Genomic DNA, 16,501 nt, shown 5'->3' with positions numbered 1-16,501 from the left:
GCCCCCAGGGGGTGTCGCTCTGCGGATCTATCCGGCAACCGGCTTTGGCAAAACACCCGTCCATCTTCGCTATTGCCCGGTCGGGCAGCAGCTGGTCGCCGGTATTCGGACAGGGAATTTCGCCCTGGAAAGCCCGGCCAGAGAACCGGGGATCGCCGTCTCCCAATCCGTCTGCATATCGGAGAGCCTGCGGCCCGGGAACAGCGATGCGGCTGGCGGTCAGTCCGGGGCAGTCAGTACGGGGAGCGTCCCGGCAAAGCCTGTCCCGCTGCCAGCAAAAGCACCCGCGTGTCGCGCCGGATGCACACCTCCGTAACAGCACTCCATGCCGCGCGGCCAGAAATCAAGACTGTCGGGACCAGCGCCCCGCCGCGCCGTGTCACACACCGCCCGGACGGGATCGGGCGCATAACCTTCCGGCAAAGGCGCCGCCCTCACCCGCAGCGCTTCCGCCAGAGCGCACTGAACCGCAACCGGCGTCCACGCCCGTTACCCTGAGCGCACGCATGATCCCGTGTAGCCCCCTTACGTTAATCGTGATGCGCGCTGCGGTCTGTTCCTGCCCCCGGCCGGCGCTCCGCGCGGGCCGGATGTCATGCCTGCGCTGCACCGCGCAAAAGCAGTCTGTCAATCTCATCCCCCGGGGCCGAGGCACTGAGCGGCGCGAAGCTGCCCTCACCCAGCATCGCAGCCGTCGCGTCCCGGATCGCAGCATGGGTCAGTCGCGCGATCTGGCTGCCGGTCGAGATCCGCCGCACCCCCATGGCGGCAAGCTCTGCCACCGTCATCGCCTTCAACGGTCCCGCCGCCAGCGCATTGACCGGCGCCCTGACCGACGCAAGAACCTGCGCAAGTTCTGCCCGCCCCGGTGGCACCGGCAGATATAAAAGATCCGCGCCCGCCAGTTCAAAGGCCTGCAAACGGCGGATCCCCTCGGCCAGATCGTAGGCCCCGTTCATCACCCCGTCGGCGCGCGCGCAGAACACGAAAGGCCGGCCAAGGGCGCGGGATGCGGCAACCCCTGCCCTCACCCGCTCCACTGCAAGCCCGAACTCATAAGCCGGGCTGCCCGCAACCATCCGGGTATCCTCAACCGAAATCCCCGAAAGCCCGACCTCTGCGGCCAGCCGCACGGTCCTGGCCACCTCCTCCGGCGCATCGCCGAAACCGTTTTCGAAATCGCCCGAAACCGGCAGATCGGTGGCAGAGATCAGATCCGCCGCATGGGCCAGCGCCTCATCCCGGCTGACGCCCCCCATATCCGGCCGCCCGAGCGTGAAGGCATGCGCCGCCGACGACGTCGCCAGCGCCTTTGCGCCCAAAGCCGCCATCATCCGTGCCGATCCCCGGTCCCAGGGATTGGGAATCACAAAACAGCCCGAATGGTGAAGATCCGCAAAAACCTGATGCCGCGCCGCCAGCTTCATTCATCAGTCCTCAAATATCCTCGGGGGTGCGGGGGCAGAAAGCCCCCCGGCACGGCCTGTCACATACGAATACGCTCCGATTTCGGATCATACATCGGCGCAAGGCTCGCGACAGCCCTGTGCCGCACGCCTGCCACTTCAATCTCATAGGCAGATCCCAGCACCTCCGCCTCGCTCTGCCCCTTGCAGGGCACATAGCCCATGCCGATGGCGCCGCCCAAAGCATGACCGTAATTTGCAGATGTCACCGGGCCGACGATCTCGCCGTCGCGCACGATCGCCTCATTGTGGAAGAGCGAAACGGAGGGATCCTCCAGCCTGAACTGCACCATCCGCCGCGCCACGCCTTCGGCTTCGACCCGCAGCACAGCGTCACGCCCGATGAACTCCGGCTTTTTGGTGCGCACGGCAAAGCCAAGTCCGGCCTCCAGCACGTGATCCTCATCGGTGATGTCATGGCCCCAGTGGCGGTAGCCCTTTTCGATCCGACAGCTGTCCAGCGCATGCAGCCCGCAAAGCTTCAGCCCCAGATCCGCCCCTGCCGCCTCCAGCGCCTCAAACACATGCGCAGTCTGGTCGCTTGACACATAAAGCTCCCAGCCAAGCTCGCCGACATAGGTCACCCGATGCGCCCGGGCGAGCCCGTATCCGACCTCGATCTCGCGCATGGTCGCGAAAGGATGCGCCGTATTCGAGAAATCATTCGGGCTGATCTTTTGCAGCAGCTCGCGCGATTTCGGCCCCATGACACAAAGCACCGATTCCGCCGCCGTCACATCGGTGATCACCACGAATTCATCGCCGAGATGGCGGCGCAGCCAGGCCAGATCACGCTGCAAAGTGGCACCCGGCACCACCAGCATGAAGGCCCGCTCCGACAGCCGCGTCACGGTCAGATCGCTCTCGATGCCGCCCTTCTGGTTCAGCATCTGGGTATAGACGATGCGACCTGGCGCCACATCCATCTGACCCGCACAGATCCGGTTCAGGAAGGTGACCGCATCGCGCCCCTCGACCCGGATCTTGCCAAAGCTCGACATGTCGAAGAGCCCGACATTCTCGCGCACCGCCATATGCTCGGCCTTCTGGTTCTCAAACCAGTTCTGCCGCCCCCAGGCGTAGCGATATTCCCGTTCCTGGCCGTCCCGCGCGAACCAGTTCGCCCGCTCCCAGCCCGCAACCTCGCCAAAGACCGCACCGCGCGCCTTCAGATGCTCATGCAAAGGCGTCCGCCGCACGCCCCGCGCGGTGACCACCTGGCGGTAGGGATAGTGATCGGCATAAAGCAGCCCCAGGGTCTCGGTCACCCGATCCTTCAGATAGCGGCGGTTCTTCTGGAACGGCTGTGCCCGGCGAATATCCACATCCCAGAGATCGAACGGAGCCTCTCCGGTCGTGATCCACTCCGCCAGCGCCATGCCTGCGCCGCCCGAAGACACGATCCCGACCGAATTATAGCCTGCCGCCACCCAATAGCCGCCCAACTCCGGCGCGGGGCCAAGGTAATAGCGATCATCGGGGGTAAAGCTTTCAGGACCATTAAAGAAAGTGTGGATGCCGGCGGTCTGGAACATCGGCATCCGGTTCGCCGCATCCTCCAGAATGGGCGCGAAATGATCCCAGTCTTCGGGGAGGGTATCAAATTCGAAATCCTCGCGGATCCCCGCCATTCCCCAGGGTTTCGCCACCGGCTCGAAGGCGCCGACCATCATCTTGCCGGCATCGGTCTTGTAATAGGCGCATTCATCCGGCACCCGCAGAACCGGCATATCGGTGAGGCCCGCCACCGGCTCGGTCAGCAGGTAGAAATGCTCGCAGGCATGCAGCGGCAGCGTGACCCCAGACTGCGCCGCAAGGTCACGCCCCCACATGCCGCCGCAATTGATCACGACATCGGCGGCGATATGGCCCGGGCCCTCCGGCCCCTCATAGTCGACGCCCGTGACCTGGCGCTTGCCGCCCGCAGCCTGCCCCTCTGTCACACCAGTGACCTTGACGCCCTCGACAATCTTCGCGCCGCGCATCCGCGCGCCTTTGGCCAGTGCCATCGCGATATTGGCCGGATCACATTGACCATCGCCCGGCAGATGCACGCCGCCGATCACGCCACCGGTGTTAAGATGCGGATACATCGCCTTGATTTCAGACGGAGAAATCTCGGTCACATCCACACCGAAGATCCGCGCCACCGTCGCCTGGCGCAAGATCTCCTGCAGCCGGTCTTCGGTCAGGGCAACGGTCATCGAGCCGACCCGTTTCAGGCCCGTCGCAACGCCGGTCTCTTCTTCGAGCCTGCCGTAAAGATCCGCCGAATATTTCGCGAGCCGCGTCATATTCTGATTGGCGCGCAGCTGCCCGATCAGGCCCGCCGCGTGCCAGGTGGTGCCCGAGGTCAGCTTGCGACGCTCCAGCAACACCACATCCGTCCAGCCCGCTTTCGCGAGGTGATAGGCCACCGAACAGCCAGAAATGCCGCCCCCGATCACCACTGCCCGCGCCGTTTTCGGAACATCGACCACGATGTTACCCTTTCATCTGTCTGTAAATATCCCGGGTATGCCCCGGATCAGCGCCACCGGATCAGGCGATCCGGTGGCATGGGGCAGCGCCCCGGTCCCGCATTCAGGTCAGGCGCGGATCCGCGCGTTCTTCGCATCCCAGAGCGGCTCATCCGCCTGCACCACCGCAGCAAAGCGCTCGCCGAAGATCTCAACCTCCAGCGCCTCACCCGGCACATTCAGATCAGCCCGCAACATCCCGAGACCAATGCATTTTCCAACCCGATGCCCGAAATAGCCCGAGGTCAGTTCGCCCACGACCTGATCGCCTTTCCAGATCGTTGACATATAGGGCGGATCAAAGGCACCTGCCTCGATCACCAGGGTCGCAAAGCGCTTCGCAACACCGGCCTGCTTCTCGGCCTTCAGGGCTGCGCGACCGCGGAAGTCGGTTTTGCCCCAATCGACAAATCTCTCAAGACCGCCCTGCAAGACAGTGTAATCGGTCGAAAGATCGCCCTTCCATCCGCGATAACCTTTCTCGATCCGCAGCGAATTCAGCGCAAACATCCCGAAGGGTTTCAGCCCCAAAGGCGCGCCTGCCGCCAGGATCGCATCCCAGACCACGGGCGTATCGGCCAGGCGGGAATGGATCTCCCAGCCAAGCTCCCCGGCAAAACTCACCCGCGCCAGCCAGACCTCGCGCCCGGCAATCCGCCCGGTCTGATGCGAGAGCCAGCCCTTCGCAAGATCAGCCTCCGTCCCCGCCGCCTCCAGCACCGCCCGCGCCTGCGGCCCGGTCAGGATCTGGCAGGACCAGTCATTGGTGACCTCGGTCAGCGTCAGCCCTTGCGCAAGATGCCGTTCCAGCCAGGCCCGGTCATGCGACTGCGCCGTTGCCGCCGTGATCAGCAGGATCTCATCTTCCGCAAAGCGGGCGACCGACATTTCTGTGACGATCCGGCCCTTGTCATCGGCGAAATAGGCCAGGCCCAGCCGCCCGACCGATGGCAACTTGCCGGTGGTTTGCGCCAGCAACCAGGCCGCCGCCCCTTCACCCGACAGCCAGTACCGCGAGAAGCCCGGCAGATCGAGGATACCGCAGGCATCGCGCACCGCATCACATTCGGCCTTCACCGCCCCGAACCACGGCCCTTCGCGCTTCCAGGTGCGCTGCGCCGCCTCAGTCACGTCATCGCCGGGCCGCGCATACCAGAGCGCGCGCTCCCAGCCATTAAAGGGCCCGAATTGCGCGCCGAGTGCCGCCACCTGGTCATGCACCGGTGACAGCTTCTTGCCGCGCCCCTCGCCCCAGGCGTGATGCGGGAAATGCATCGCATATTCGTTGCCATAGACTTCCTTGCCCTTGGCGACGCAGTAATCGTGATCCTCAAACCCGGTAAACCGGCGCGGATCGCAGGACCACATATCCCATTCGGTCGCGCCCTCGGTGATCCATTCGGCCAGCACCTTGCCGGCCCCGCCACCCTGGCAGATGCCAAAGGTGAAGACACAGGCTTCAAAGGCATTCGGCACACCAGGCATCGGCCCGATCAGCGGATTGCCATCCGGCGTGTAGGGGATCGGCCCGTTGATGACCTTTTGCAGCGCCGCCTTCTCCAGCAGCGGCACCCGGGCCATCGCGTCAGCAATATGCCATTCCAGCCGCTCCAGATCATCGGGGAAGAGCTGAAAGCTGAAATCCTCTGGCATCGGGTCATCGGGTGTCGCCCAATGCGCACGGCAGGGATTCTCATAAGGGCCGAGGTTGAAGCCCATCTTCTCCTGACGCAGGTAATAGCTCGAATCGACATCGCGCAGCAGGGGCAGCTTGGCGCCGCTTTCTTTCGACCAGGCCTCCAGCTCCGGGATGGTGTCGAACAAAAGATACTGATGGCTCATCACCATCATCGGCACCCGGCGGTTGAAGAGCCTGCCGACCTCGGCCGCATAGTAGCCTGCGGCATTGACGACATATTCCGCCCGCACCTCGCCCTTCGGCGTCGAAAGCACCCATTCAGAGCCGGTCCATTTCGCCGCTGTCACCGGGCAGAACCGCTCGATGCGCGCCCCCATCTGGCGCGCCCCTGTGGCCAGCGCCTGGGTCAGCTGCGCCGGATCAATATCGCCGTCATAGGGATCATAAAGCGCCCCGGTCAGATCATGGGTCTCAAGGAAAGGATAGCGCCCCCGGATCTCATCCGGCCCCAGCACTTCCAGATCCATACCCTGGTAGCGCCCCATGCCGGCGACACGCTTAAATTCCAGCAGCCGCTCCTCGCTGTGCCCCAGCCGGACAGATCCGGTGACATGGTAATTCATCGGATAGCCGACCTCATCGCCAAGCCCGCGATAAAGCCCCGCCGAATAGCGCTGCATATTCATGATCGACCAGGAGGCGGAAAATGTCGGCACATTCCCCGCCGCATGCCATGTCGAGCCGGCGGTCAGCTCGTTTTTCTCCAGCAGGATCACATCTTTCCAGCCTGCTTTCGCAAGGTGGTAAAGGGCCGAGACGCCCACCACGCCCCCCCGATGATCGCGACCCGCGCGCTGGCCAGTTCCGTCATTTTATTCTCCCTGATTGCCGCCAATATCCGCCAGCTTCCCGCCCCTTTCAATTCGGCGCAGAGGTGGCTATTGATCGGCCTATCCGATCAGAACCGCTCACCTGGCCATCCTCATAGCGGCAATAGTCCGGGGGTCCGGGGCCTGCCCCCGGCGGCTTCAGAAAGAACGCAGCCATGCAAATCGAACTTATCGAGACCTTCCTCGATCTTGCCGAAAGCCGCAGCTTCCACCGCACGGCCGAGCGTCTCGGTGTCACGCAATCCACCATTTCGGCCCGCCTCCAGGTGCTGGAAACTGCGCTCGGCGCGCGGCTCTTTGACCGTTCCCGCGCCGGCACCATGCTGACAACCGAAGGCAAACGGTTTGAGCCCCATGCCCGGATGCTGCGCCATGAATGGAACGAGGCGCGCCGCCATATCCAGGTGCCGACCGGCGCCGGGCATCTTCTGCGGCTCGGGATCCAGAATGACCTCTCGGCGATTTATCTGGGTGAATGGGTTGTCGGGATCCGGCGGCAATTCCCCGATATCGCGCTTCATATCGAGCCCGATTATTCCAATCAGATGTGCGCGGATCTGCTCACAGGGATCCTTGATTTCGCGGTGATGTTTTCACCAAAACCCCACCCCGATCTGCATTTCGAAAGCCTTGGCGATGCTGGCTATCAAATGGTCTCGACCGAAGTGACTGCGCTTTCCGGGGTGCGACCGGAGCGCTTCATCTTTTCGCATTTCTCGCCCGCCTTTCAGGAAATGCACCGCCAGGTCACGCCTGACCTGGTGAATTCACCGATCTCTGTCGGGCAAAGCGGTTCGGTCACATCGCTTCTGATGGGAATGGGCGGCACCGGCTATGTGCTGGAGGCGACCGCCCGGGAGATGATCGCCGCTGGCAAGGTCATGGCGGTGACCGATGCGCCGGTTCTGCGCCAGCCGGTCTATGCGGCAATGCATATCAGGCACCGGATCACGCCACTGCACCGAAAGCTCAGCCGGATCGTCAGCCGCAAGCTTGGCGGGCATGGTGCGTTTCAGACGCAGCCGGAGGCATGACGGCTGTCGACTGCCTCCGGCGGGAGAATTTAGATCAGGCGGAAACCTGGTCACGCCGGATCGGGTTGGTCCAGGCCCGCCGGCCGGCGGCATCTATCACCACAACCCGGATCCAGGGCGTGTTGCCCTGCCAGTTCAGCGGCACTTCGGCGCGGGTCATGGAGGATCCGTGTGTGACGTTCGAGCTTGACCCATGGCCGATGGCGATCACCCATTCCACGGCGCTCGATTCGACGATGACCCGGTCGCCTTCGATACGGAAGTCATGGATTTCAGGGCCCTGGCTGGAATAGAAATCGCCGCGCTTCAGGGCTGCCAGCAGGGCTTCGGGGGTGTTTTCCTCAGCCTTCACCATGGTCCAGCCGCCAAAGGCGTCGGGAACCGCCAGATGGGAATCGTCGGTCGCGATCAGGGTAATGTCGCGCCCTTCCGAGATCAGCAGATCGGCAATCGTGCCGCCATCGCCGCGATCCGCGCCGACAGCCGAGCCGTGATTATAGATCTCGACCGCATGGGCGGCGGTGATCGAACGCGCATCGTCAAGGGTCATCCCCGACCAGTGCGGATGCGCGATGGTCACGAAAGCACCGGCGGCGGCGGCACGAGCCGCGATCGCGGGGCCGGTTTCCTGGCCCGGATGGGCATGGAAATCAGCGCTGCCCACTTTCGGAAAGTCCAGCGGCAGGCCAACGGCAAGGATATGCCAGAGCTCGCCGTTTTCCATCGCGCCGGAATGCAGCTCTGCCCCCAGAATGGTCGTGAATCCTTCGGCCCGGAACGGACGGGTATCAACCAGCGGATAGTCGTAATGCCCGACATAGTGATCGGTCAGGGCAAGAAAATCATAGCCTTCCGCCTGATAACGGCGGCAAACTTCCTGAGGCGGCAGCGCGCCGTCGGAGCGGTCCGAATGGCTGTGGAGATTTCCGCGCCAGAAGCGGCCAGGGGCGGTGAAGGCGGATTGGCGGACCATGTCTGCTCCGGTTGAATTGCATGTTGAACAACCCTGGCCGCCGGCGAGGGCGGCAAGGGTGGCGGGGCCAGGGACCATATCGCCGGCTCCGGTAACGCTGATGCGACAGGGTCGGCGCGGCCAACTCTGCCGCGCTACAGAGGCGACGGCAAGTGCCCACCTTGATGCGGCGCATGGCCGGCATGTGGTTTCAGCGGCAGCAACAGGCAGCGCTCATCCCGATGCGCAAACCCCGCTCACCGAGGCCACGCTGTCCAGCCGTGTTCCGACCGGCCCCGCAGGGCCAGACCTGGCAGGATCGGCGTGATCCCCGGCGCGATATGCAACCTGTTCCGCGCGATACGGCAACGCCCACGCCCGGCACCGCGATAGCAGCGGGCGGCCTTTCCTGTCGCGTGAACCCAGCTGCGCCCTTTGCTCCGGCTAATCCGGTCCGACCGGTCGCAGCTTCTGGCCTTAGGACCCAATGCTGATCATCATCGACTGCGAAATCTCATCACGCCAGCCTACCTTCTGCGGGGCAGTGCACGACTGCGGATCGTCGCTTTGATCTCATCAGCTGTCGCGAAATCCCTGCATCGCCCGCCCTTTCAGCCTGGTCAGCACTCGCCCCGGCGAATGCGTCAGTGCCGTCAGAAAAGACATCGCGCAGTATCCGCTGTCTGGGCCGGAACTCACCGGCAACACCATTTTCCCGAACCTGCTCCCTCAGACGATCAGTATGGCTCACCGGGCTTTGGCGTTCATGAAATCCCTCCGGATCCGAACATATCCCCCGCGATCTGTGCAAAGCCATCGCCTGATGCCGCTGGCGGGCGGAACGCGTGATCAGGCTCCAGGCCCCGCCATGCCCGATAGCCGGAATAGCGGTCAATCCCATCGCGGGACGGATCTGGCGGGCCGCTTTACCTGCACCTGCGTCCGGGCCGAGTGGCCTCGTGTGTACCCCGTGATGGCGGGGCTGAGCCATTTGTCACCCGCCAGCTGGTCACGGCGCAATGCGGGGCGGCGGGATGGGGTCAGATCGTGATGTCTGCGCAAGGGAGGCGGGAGCCGTGCCCTCTGCCGGGCAACGGGAGCCGCCAGACTGCGGCCTGAGAGGCGTAATCGGTCCAGGGCGCATTCAGGGCACGTCTTCCCCCCGTCACAAAACCCCGCTAGCGTCCAGGCAGTCATGACCTCAGCCAGCCCGACAAAAGCCAGCCCCCCCTCAGACAGCCGCGAGGCGCCCTTTCCCGCGCGCGCCCCGGCCCGTCGCTGGCTGAAGTGTCGGCCGCGTTCTGGCGGATCGGCCTTTGGTCCTTTGGCGGCCCGGCGGCGCAGATTGCTTTGCTGCACCGGGTGGCGCTGGAGGAAAAATCCTGGATCAGCGAGGAGGATTATGCGCGCGCGCTGTCCTTTTGCATGCTGCTTCCCGGCCCCGAAGCGATGCAGCTTGCAACCTGGATCGGCTGGCGGCTGCGCGGCGTTAAAGGCGGGCTGATCGCGGGCGGGCTTTTTGTGGCTCCGGGCGCGGTGCTGATCACAGTTCTCGCGGCGCTCTATACCGGGTTTGGCACCATCCCCCTGATTCCGGTGCTGTTTACCGGCATCCAGGCGGCGGTGCTGGCGATTGTCGCGGCGGCCCTGATCCGGCTTGGGCAAAGGGCGCTGCAAACGCGGGAGGCGCGGATCATCGCGCTTTTGTCCTTTCTCGGCCTGTTTGTCTTTGCCCTGCCCTTCCCGCTGATCCTGCTGGCGGCTGCGCTTTGGGGCGGGATGCAGGCGCTCCGATCAGCATCCAGGCCAGCGTTGCGCGCGGCCAGCCCCTCGGCCACGGAACTGCCCCCGCCCGCCCGGGCTGCCGGTGACATCTGGCGGGAGGCCGTCTGGCAAGGGGCGCTCTGGCTGGGCCTCTGGCTTGTGCCGCTGGCCGTGCTGGTGGTCTTCGGGCCGGAACGGCTGGCAGAGATCGGGGTCTTTTTCGCGAAACTGGCGGCGCTGGCCTTTGGCGGCGCTTACGCGCTGATGGCCTGGATGGCGCAGGAAATGGTCGATCTGCGCGGCTGGCTGACGACCGGGCAGATGATCGACGGGCTGGCACTGGCGGAATCGACGCCGGGGCCGCTGATCCTTGTGACCTCATTCACCGGCTGGATCGCGGGGTTTCAGGACGGCGGCCCCCTTATGGCGCTCGGTGGCGCGGGCGTCGCGCTCTGGATGACCTTCCTGCCGTCATTTCTGTTCATCTTCACCGCGAGCCCTTTTATCGACAGGCTGCTGGCGGTGCCGGTGCTTGCCGGAGCCATGGCGCGGATCACGCCTGCTGTCGTCGGGGTGATTGCCAATCTCTCGCTCTGGTTCGCCCTGCATGTGCTCTTCACCGGCCATCGCGAGATCGGCTCGGGACCGGTGCAGATGCTGCTGCCTGACCTCGCGACGCTGAAGCCCTTCTCGCTTGCCATTGCTTTGGCGAGCGGCGTCGCGCTCTGGCGCCTGCGCCTTCCGATGCCGCTTGTTCTGGCGCTGGCGGCCGGCGCCGCCCTGCTGCTCTCGCATTTGTGACTGCCTCAAATCGGGTCAGTTTCACTGGTGCCCTGTCCGCAGGCCGCGAGTTTTAGGCCAGAGGCGCGCGCTCGCCCCTTTCCTTGACGGCCAGATGTTTTATGGTGGCGCGAAATGGCAGGGGAACCGGATGACGCGCAGTATCGACTATGGAAACCTGATGCATCAGGCTATGCGCGGCCTGATCCGCTCGGTGCTGGACGACGTGGCGGCACATGGCCTGCCCGGAGCGCATCACTTCTTTATCACCTTTGACACCACTCATCCCGATGTTGCCATCGCCGATTGGCTGAAAGAGCGCTACCCGACCGAGATGACGGTGGTGCTGCAGCACTGGTTCTCGGGGCTTGAGGTCACGGATGAGGGATTCACCGTAACGCTTAACTTCGGCAATTCGCCCGAGCCGCTGGTGATCCCCTTTGATTCCGTGCTGACCTTTGTCGATCCCTCGGTCGAATTCGGGCTTCGCTTTGAAAGCCAGCATGATGATGACGATGAGGAAGACGAGGCGGATGAGCGCGAGGAAGAGGCAGAGGATGCCGCCCCCCGCCGCGCCAGGAGGCTGAAGTGGTCAGCCTTGATCAGTTCCGCAAGACCTGAGCCCAAGGCCCTGATCCGGAGACCCGAGCCGGATATCTCCCCCCGAGCGTGTCATCCGTCTGTAGGCATGACCCGCCAGGCTGCGACGGGTACGGCCTGGGCTTTTACGGCCCGGGACGGGCGTCAGAGGCGGCATCTGTGGCCATCCTTCCGGTCGGCGGCGCGCTGAGCGCGGCATGATCGTGTCGGAAACGATGGTGCCGCAAGAGATGCTGCGAAACACCGGCTCATCCGGCGGATGGGCCTGGGACATGACCCGGGAGCAATCCCGCATGAAGACAGGATAAGCGATGGAAAGTGATCTCGCATTGTTCCGGAGGCGCCTTATGCGCAATCCCCGGCAGATCTCGGCCATCGCGCCTTCGTCGCGGGTGCTGGCCCGTGCGATGACCGCGACGATCGGCCCCAACAGCGGCAAAGTGGTGGAATTCGGCCCCGGCACCGGAAGGTTTACCGAAGCAATTCTTGCGCGCGGCCTGCCGCCCGAGAACCTGACGCTTTTCGAGCTGGATGATGAATTTGTCGATTTCCTGCGGCGGAAATTTCCGCGCGTCGCCGTGCATAAGACCGGCGCGCAGGAGGTGGGGGCAATTGTCGGCAGCGGCGTGTCGACGGTCATCTCGGGCCTGCCGCTTCTGTCGATGCTCGACCCGGTGCGCCGCGCGATTGTCGGTGCGGCCTTCGATGTGCTGAAACCCGATGGAGAATATGTGCAATTCACCTATGGCCCGCGCCCGCCGGTGCCGCCCGAGATCATCAGCGATCTGGGGCTGGCGGTGGACAGGGGCCACAAAGTCTGGGCCAATCTGCCGCCGGCACGGGTCTACCGCTTTCGCCGCTTGTGAGGATGGCGGCTGGGCCTGTCAGCCGCCGCCGGGGCTGTGCATCAGGCCGAGGACTATCTGTGTCGTGAGAAACTCTGAATGACAGTTCTGCCGATTCCGCGCATGGTCTGGATGCTGGGATTTGTCAGCCTGCTGATGGATGTGTCGTCCGAGATGGTGAACACGCTTTTGCCGGTGTTTCTGGCAAGTGGGCTCGGAGCATCAGCGCTGGTTATCGGCTTTATCGAGGGGCTGGCGGTGGCGGTGGCCACGGTGACCAAAGCGCTTTCCGGGGTTCTGGCAGACTGGTCCGGGCGGGCAAAACCACTGGCCGTGCTGGGTTACGGGCTTGGCGCGCTGTCGCGGCTGATCTTTCCGCTCGCGATAAGCCTTGATCAGGTCGTGCTGGCCAAGGCGATGGACCGGGTTGGCAAGGGGATCCGGTCTGCGCCACGCGATGCAATGATTGCCGCCGCCACGCCGGCCGCGATACGGGGCGCGGCCTTTGGCCTCAGGAAATCGCTCGACAGTCTGGGCGGCTTTCTCGGGCCGCTCCTCGCGATTGCCGCCATGCTGGTCTTTGCCGGGGATTTCCGGATCGTGTTCTGGCTTGCGGCGCTGCCGGCGGCTTTCGCGATTTTTCTGCTGATCTTTCGGGTCAAAGAGCCGGTGCCGGCACAGGCTGGCAAGGGCTCCGGCTTCCGGTTTCGCGATGCGCTGCGGCTGACCGCTCCGGTCAGGGGCGTCATTGCGCTGGCGGGGCTGATCATGCTGGCGCGGTTTTCCGAGGCATTCCTTCTGTTGAAAGCACTTGAGGCCGGGTTCTCACCGGTCTGGGTGCCGCTGATCATCGTGGCGCTGCATGCGGTTTATGCCCTGGCGGCCTGGCCGGTGGGGATCTTCTCTGACCGGCTGGCAGCCTCCGGGCGCGATCCGGTGAAGGTGCCGCTGCTGATCGGGCTCGGGCTTCTGGCGGGCGCGCATCTGGTGCTGGGTTCTGCGCAAAGCGCACCGGTCTTTCTGGCCGGTGTGGCGCTTTGGGGGCTGCATATGGGGTTCAGCCAGGGGCTTTTGGGTGCGATGATTGCGGCGACTGCGCCGCCCGCGATCCGGGGCAGCGCGTTCGGCGCCTTTAACCTTGCAAGCGGTGTGGTGATGCTGGTCGGCAATACCGCCGCCGGCTGGGCCTGGGTCAGCTGGGGATCCTCCGCGCCGTTTCTGATCGGCGCGGGCATCTCGGTTCTGGCGATGGGTCTCGTGGCGCTGCGGCCCCGGACTGCGCCTCAGAACCCGTAAATCGCGCCGAATTTCGCTTCGAGATAATCCAGAAGCGGGCCTGCGGATGGCTCTTCGCCACAGGCGCGGGCAATGGTCTCGCGCGGGCTGTAAAGGGCTCCGTGACGGCGGAGGTTTTCCCTGAGCCAGTCATTTGCTGCACCGATCTCGCCTGCGGCCAGATCCTGGTGGAGCCCCGGCAGATCGGCGCGCAACGCCTCGAAAAGGCAGCCGGCATAGAGATTGCCAAGCGTATAGGTCGGGAAATAGCCGAACAGACCAACCGACCAATGCACGTCCTGGAGCATCCCATTCGAGGGCTTGTCGACCGCCACGCCGAAATCTTTCAGGAAGCGGTCATTCCAGGCAGATTCCAGATCCGCAACCGCCAGATCACCGCCCATCAGCGCGCGTTCGAGATCAAAGCGCAGCATGACATGGAGGTTGTAATGCACCTCGTCCGATTCCGTGCGGATATAGCCCGGCGCAACGCGGTTCACGGTGGCGAAGAACTCTTCGGGGTCGGTGATACCGAATTCGCCGAAACGGTCGCGCATCTCACCGAACAACCATTCGGTAAAGGGGCGCGAGCGGCCAAGCTGGTTCTCGCAGATCCGGCTCTGGCTTTCATGGACGCCCATCGAGACGCCGCCACCAATCGGGGTCAGCAGGAAATCCGAATCGACGCCCTGCTCATAGGCCGCATGGCCGGTCTCGTGGATGGTGGAATAGAGGCAGTTGAAGGGGTCGCCTTCGGCCACGCGGGTGGTGATGCGCACATCATCGCCCGAGCCCGAGCAGAAGGGATGCACGGCGGTGTCGATGCGGCCCCGTTGCATGTCATAGCCAAAGACCGTCGCAAGGCGGCGCGACAGCCGGATCTGGGCATCTGCCCCGAAACTGCCGGTCAGCGCAGCAGGTTTGCGCGGTGAGGCAAGGATTTTTTCGCGCAATGCCACGAGGCGCGGGCGCAGCGCGTCGAACATCGCGGCGCATTCGGCGCCGGTCATCCCCGGCTCGTAATCATCCAGCATCGCGTCATAGCTGTCGCCACCGGAGGCCAGCGCCTGGCCCTCCTCGCGTTTCAGCGCGACGACCTTCTCCAGCGTCGGCAGGAAAGACGGGACCGCCTCATTCGCCCGCGCCTCGGCCCAGATGCCCTGGGAAAGCGAGGTCACCCGCGCGATCTCCTGCGAAAGCCGCGCCGGCACTTTCAGCGCGCGCTCGTAAGAGCGGCGGATTTTTGCAACCTGGGCTTTGGCGACCAGCTCAACCGGCTCGACCTTTGACAGCCAGTCTCCGACACGCGGGTCAGAGCGGCGGGCATGCAAGACACCCTCCATCGCCGCCATTTCCTCGCCGCGCTGTTCGGCGGCGTCGCGCGGCATCATCGTCTCCTGATCCCAGGACAACCGCCCCGCCACCTGTTCCAGCGCCGCGGTCTCGCGGGCATGGGCCATCAGCGCGTCATAAACATCAGCCATCAGGCGGTTCCTTTCCGGATCGAGCCCGCAACCGGGTATTGCGACAGGTAGCGCGCGCGCAGGATCAGCACCCAGAGGATCACCGCGCCGATCTGATGGGTGATCGCCACATGCAGATGCGCCGAGGTGAGAACCGCCATGATGCCAAGCCCGGCCTGAGCCACCAGCATCAGCATAACCATGTTGAACGCAAACCTGGTATCACGATGCGCGGATTTGCGGCCGCGCAGCCAGACGACCACCCCGAAGATGAACAGAAGATACCCCGCCATCCGGTGCATGAATTGCACCAGGCCCGGATTTTCAAAGAAGGCATGCCAAACCGGCAGGACATTGCCCTGCATATCGGTCGCGTAAAACGCATCCGCCGGGAAGAAGCTGTCGCCCATCAGGGGCCAGGTCGGAAAGGCACGCCCGGCGTCAATTCCTGCAACCAGCGCCCCCAGAAGGATCTGCAGAAAGGCGAAATGCATCAGACCGGTGGACATCGAGAAGAGCTTCGCCTCCCTGCCCCGTCTGGCCGTCATCAGGGCGGATTCGCTGCGCGACAGCAGGAAGACATACCAGCCGATGAAACCAAGGATGATGAAGGCCAGCCCCAGATGCACCGCCAGCCGGTAAGAGGCGACGCGGATCATGCTGCCCGAGAGGCCCGAAGACACCATCCACCAGCCGATCGCGCCCTGCAGCCCGCCAAGCGCCCCGATCAGCAAAAGCCGCTTTGACCAGCGGGGAGGGATGGATTTCGTGATCAAAAAGCCAAGGAAACCAATGGCCCAGATCAGGCCGACCAGGCGGCCAAGCTGGCGATGTGCCCATTCCCACCAATAGATCGTCTTGAACTGATCCAGCGTCATGCCGGTATTTGCCAGCTCGTATTGCGGCGTCTGGCGGTATTTATCAAATTCCGCCGTCCAGGCTGCAAGATCCATCGGCGGGATCGCCCCGGTGACCGGGCGCCATTCGGTGATCGAGAGGCCCGAGCCGGTAAGGCGCGTCAGCCCTCCGACCACGATCATCGCGACGACCAGCAGGAAAAGCACAATCAGCCAGACCCGGATCGCGCCGCGCGCGCCCCTGTGGCCCTGATCGATCATCCCGCCTGCAACGCCGGACTTGCCCGGATGTTTCGGGGTATTCGAGGTCTCGCCGACCTCTTCGAAAATGCTGCGTTTTCCGGCCATGGTGCCTTCCTTCGTGACGGGCGCGAGACTAGGCCGGGCGTCCCCTGGCTTCAAGGTGGCAAAGCATCC

At 64.1% G+C, this 16,501-nt stretch carries 9 protein-coding genes and 2 pseudogenes; 5 read left to right on the top strand and 6 right to left on the bottom strand.

Annotated features, from left to right (window positions below):
* Positions 1–593: 593 nt before the first annotated feature.
* The 3 genes and pseudogenes from QNO18_RS10955 to QNO18_RS10945 all read right to left on the bottom strand — a co-directional run bounded on the left by QNO18_RS10955 (position 594) and on the right by QNO18_RS10945 (position 6,495).
* Complete coding sequence (locus QNO18_RS10955) at positions 594–1,427, bottom strand: isocitrate lyase/phosphoenolpyruvate mutase family protein (protein WP_283177692.1); 834 nt, start codon at positions 1,425–1,427, stop codon at positions 594–596.
* Positions 1,428–1,486: 59 nt separating this feature from the next.
* The gene (locus tag QNO18_RS10950; RefSeq protein ID WP_283177691.1) at positions 1,487–3,946 is read right to left on the bottom strand and encodes an FAD-dependent oxidoreductase; all 2,460 of its coding nucleotides are present in this window, start codon (positions 3,944–3,946) and stop codon (positions 1,487–1,489) included.
* Positions 3,947–4,054: 108 nt separating this feature from the next.
* Positions 4,055–6,495 (bottom strand): annotated as a pseudogene (locus QNO18_RS10945) (FAD-dependent oxidoreductase).
* 174 nt (positions 6,496–6,669) lie between these two features.
* Here QNO18_RS10945 and QNO18_RS10940 point away from each other — a divergent pair.
* Positions 6,670–7,548, top strand: a complete 879-nt coding sequence (locus QNO18_RS10940) for a LysR family transcriptional regulator (protein ID WP_283177690.1) — start codon at positions 6,670–6,672, stop codon at positions 7,546–7,548.
* 34 nt (positions 7,549–7,582) lie between these two features.
* On the opposite strand, the gene QNO18_RS10935 is transcribed toward QNO18_RS10940, so the two are convergent.
* Positions 7,583–8,521 carry a CehA/McbA family metallohydrolase gene (locus tag QNO18_RS10935; protein WP_283177689.1) on the bottom strand — a complete coding sequence of 313 codons (939 nt, stop codon included), beginning with the start codon at positions 8,519–8,521 and terminating at the stop codon, positions 7,583–7,585.
* A gap of 1,266 nt (positions 8,522–9,787) precedes the next feature.
* Between QNO18_RS10935 and chrA the strand changes: the two genes are divergently transcribed.
* The 4 genes and pseudogenes from chrA (at position 9,788) to QNO18_RS10915 (ending at position 13,785) form a co-directional block, all read left to right on the top strand.
* On the top strand, positions 9,788–11,065 hold the full coding sequence (chrA, locus tag QNO18_RS10930; RefSeq protein WP_283177688.1) for a chromate efflux transporter: 1,278 nt from the start codon (positions 9,788–9,790) through the stop codon (positions 11,063–11,065).
* A 130-nt stretch (positions 11,066–11,195) separates the two neighbouring features.
* Positions 11,196–11,665: pseudogene (locus QNO18_RS10925) on the top strand (ClpXP protease specificity-enhancing factor SspB).
* Positions 11,666–11,991: 326 nt separating this feature from the next.
* On the top strand, positions 11,992–12,510 hold the full coding sequence (locus tag QNO18_RS10920) for a methyltransferase domain-containing protein (protein ID WP_283177687.1): 519 nt from the start codon (positions 11,992–11,994) through the stop codon (positions 12,508–12,510).
* A gap of 78 nt (positions 12,511–12,588) precedes the next feature.
* Positions 12,589–13,785, top strand: coding sequence for an MFS transporter (locus QNO18_RS10915; protein ID WP_283177686.1), 1,197 nt, complete (start codon positions 12,589–12,591; stop codon positions 13,783–13,785).
* On the opposite strand, the gene QNO18_RS10910 is transcribed toward QNO18_RS10915, so the two are convergent.
* A complete protein-coding gene (locus QNO18_RS10910; protein WP_283177685.1) occupies positions 13,773–15,248 on the bottom strand; it encodes a carboxypeptidase M32 in 1,476 nt (491 codons plus the stop codon). The two genes, QNO18_RS10915 and QNO18_RS10910, sit on opposite strands and share 13 nt — an antisense overlap.
* On the bottom strand, positions 15,248–16,432 hold the full coding sequence (gene ctaA / locus QNO18_RS10905; protein WP_283177684.1) for a heme A synthase: 1,185 nt from the start codon (positions 16,430–16,432) through the stop codon (positions 15,248–15,250). Before ctaA ends, QNO18_RS10910 begins: the two co-directional genes overlap by 1 nt.
* Positions 16,433–16,501 lie beyond the last annotated feature (69 nt).

This window comes from Gemmobacter sp. 24YEA27 (assembly GCF_030052995.1).
In the GTDB taxonomy this organism is placed as follows: Bacteria; Pseudomonadota; Alphaproteobacteria; order Rhodobacterales; family Rhodobacteraceae; genus Pseudogemmobacter.
The sequence above is the reverse complement of the archived record's forward strand: the minus strand, read 5'-3'. Positions and strand labels throughout refer to the sequence as shown.

Coding starts and splice junctions, on each gene's coding strand:
- QNO18_RS10935 (WP_283177689.1), bottom strand. CDS start 8,521: ATGGTCCGCCAATCCGCCTTCACCGCCCCTGGCCGCTTCTGGCGCGGA.
- ctaA (WP_283177684.1), bottom strand. CDS start 16,432: ATGGCCGGAAAACGCAGCATTTTCGAAGAGGTCGGCGAGACCTCGAAT.
- QNO18_RS10915 (WP_283177686.1), top strand. CDS start 12,589: ATGACAGTTCTGCCGATTCCGCGCATGGTCTGGATGCTGGGATTTGTC.
- QNO18_RS10910 (WP_283177685.1), bottom strand. CDS start 15,248: ATGGCTGATGTTTATGACGCGCTGATGGCCCATGCCCGCGAGACCGCG.
- QNO18_RS10920 (WP_283177687.1), top strand. CDS start 11,992: ATGCGCAATCCCCGGCAGATCTCGGCCATCGCGCCTTCGTCGCGGGTG.
- QNO18_RS10940 (WP_283177690.1), top strand. CDS start 6,670: ATGCAAATCGAACTTATCGAGACCTTCCTCGATCTTGCCGAAAGCCGC.
- QNO18_RS10955 (WP_283177692.1), bottom strand. CDS start 1,427: ATGAAGCTGGCGGCGCGGCATCAGGTTTTTGCGGATCTTCACCATTCG.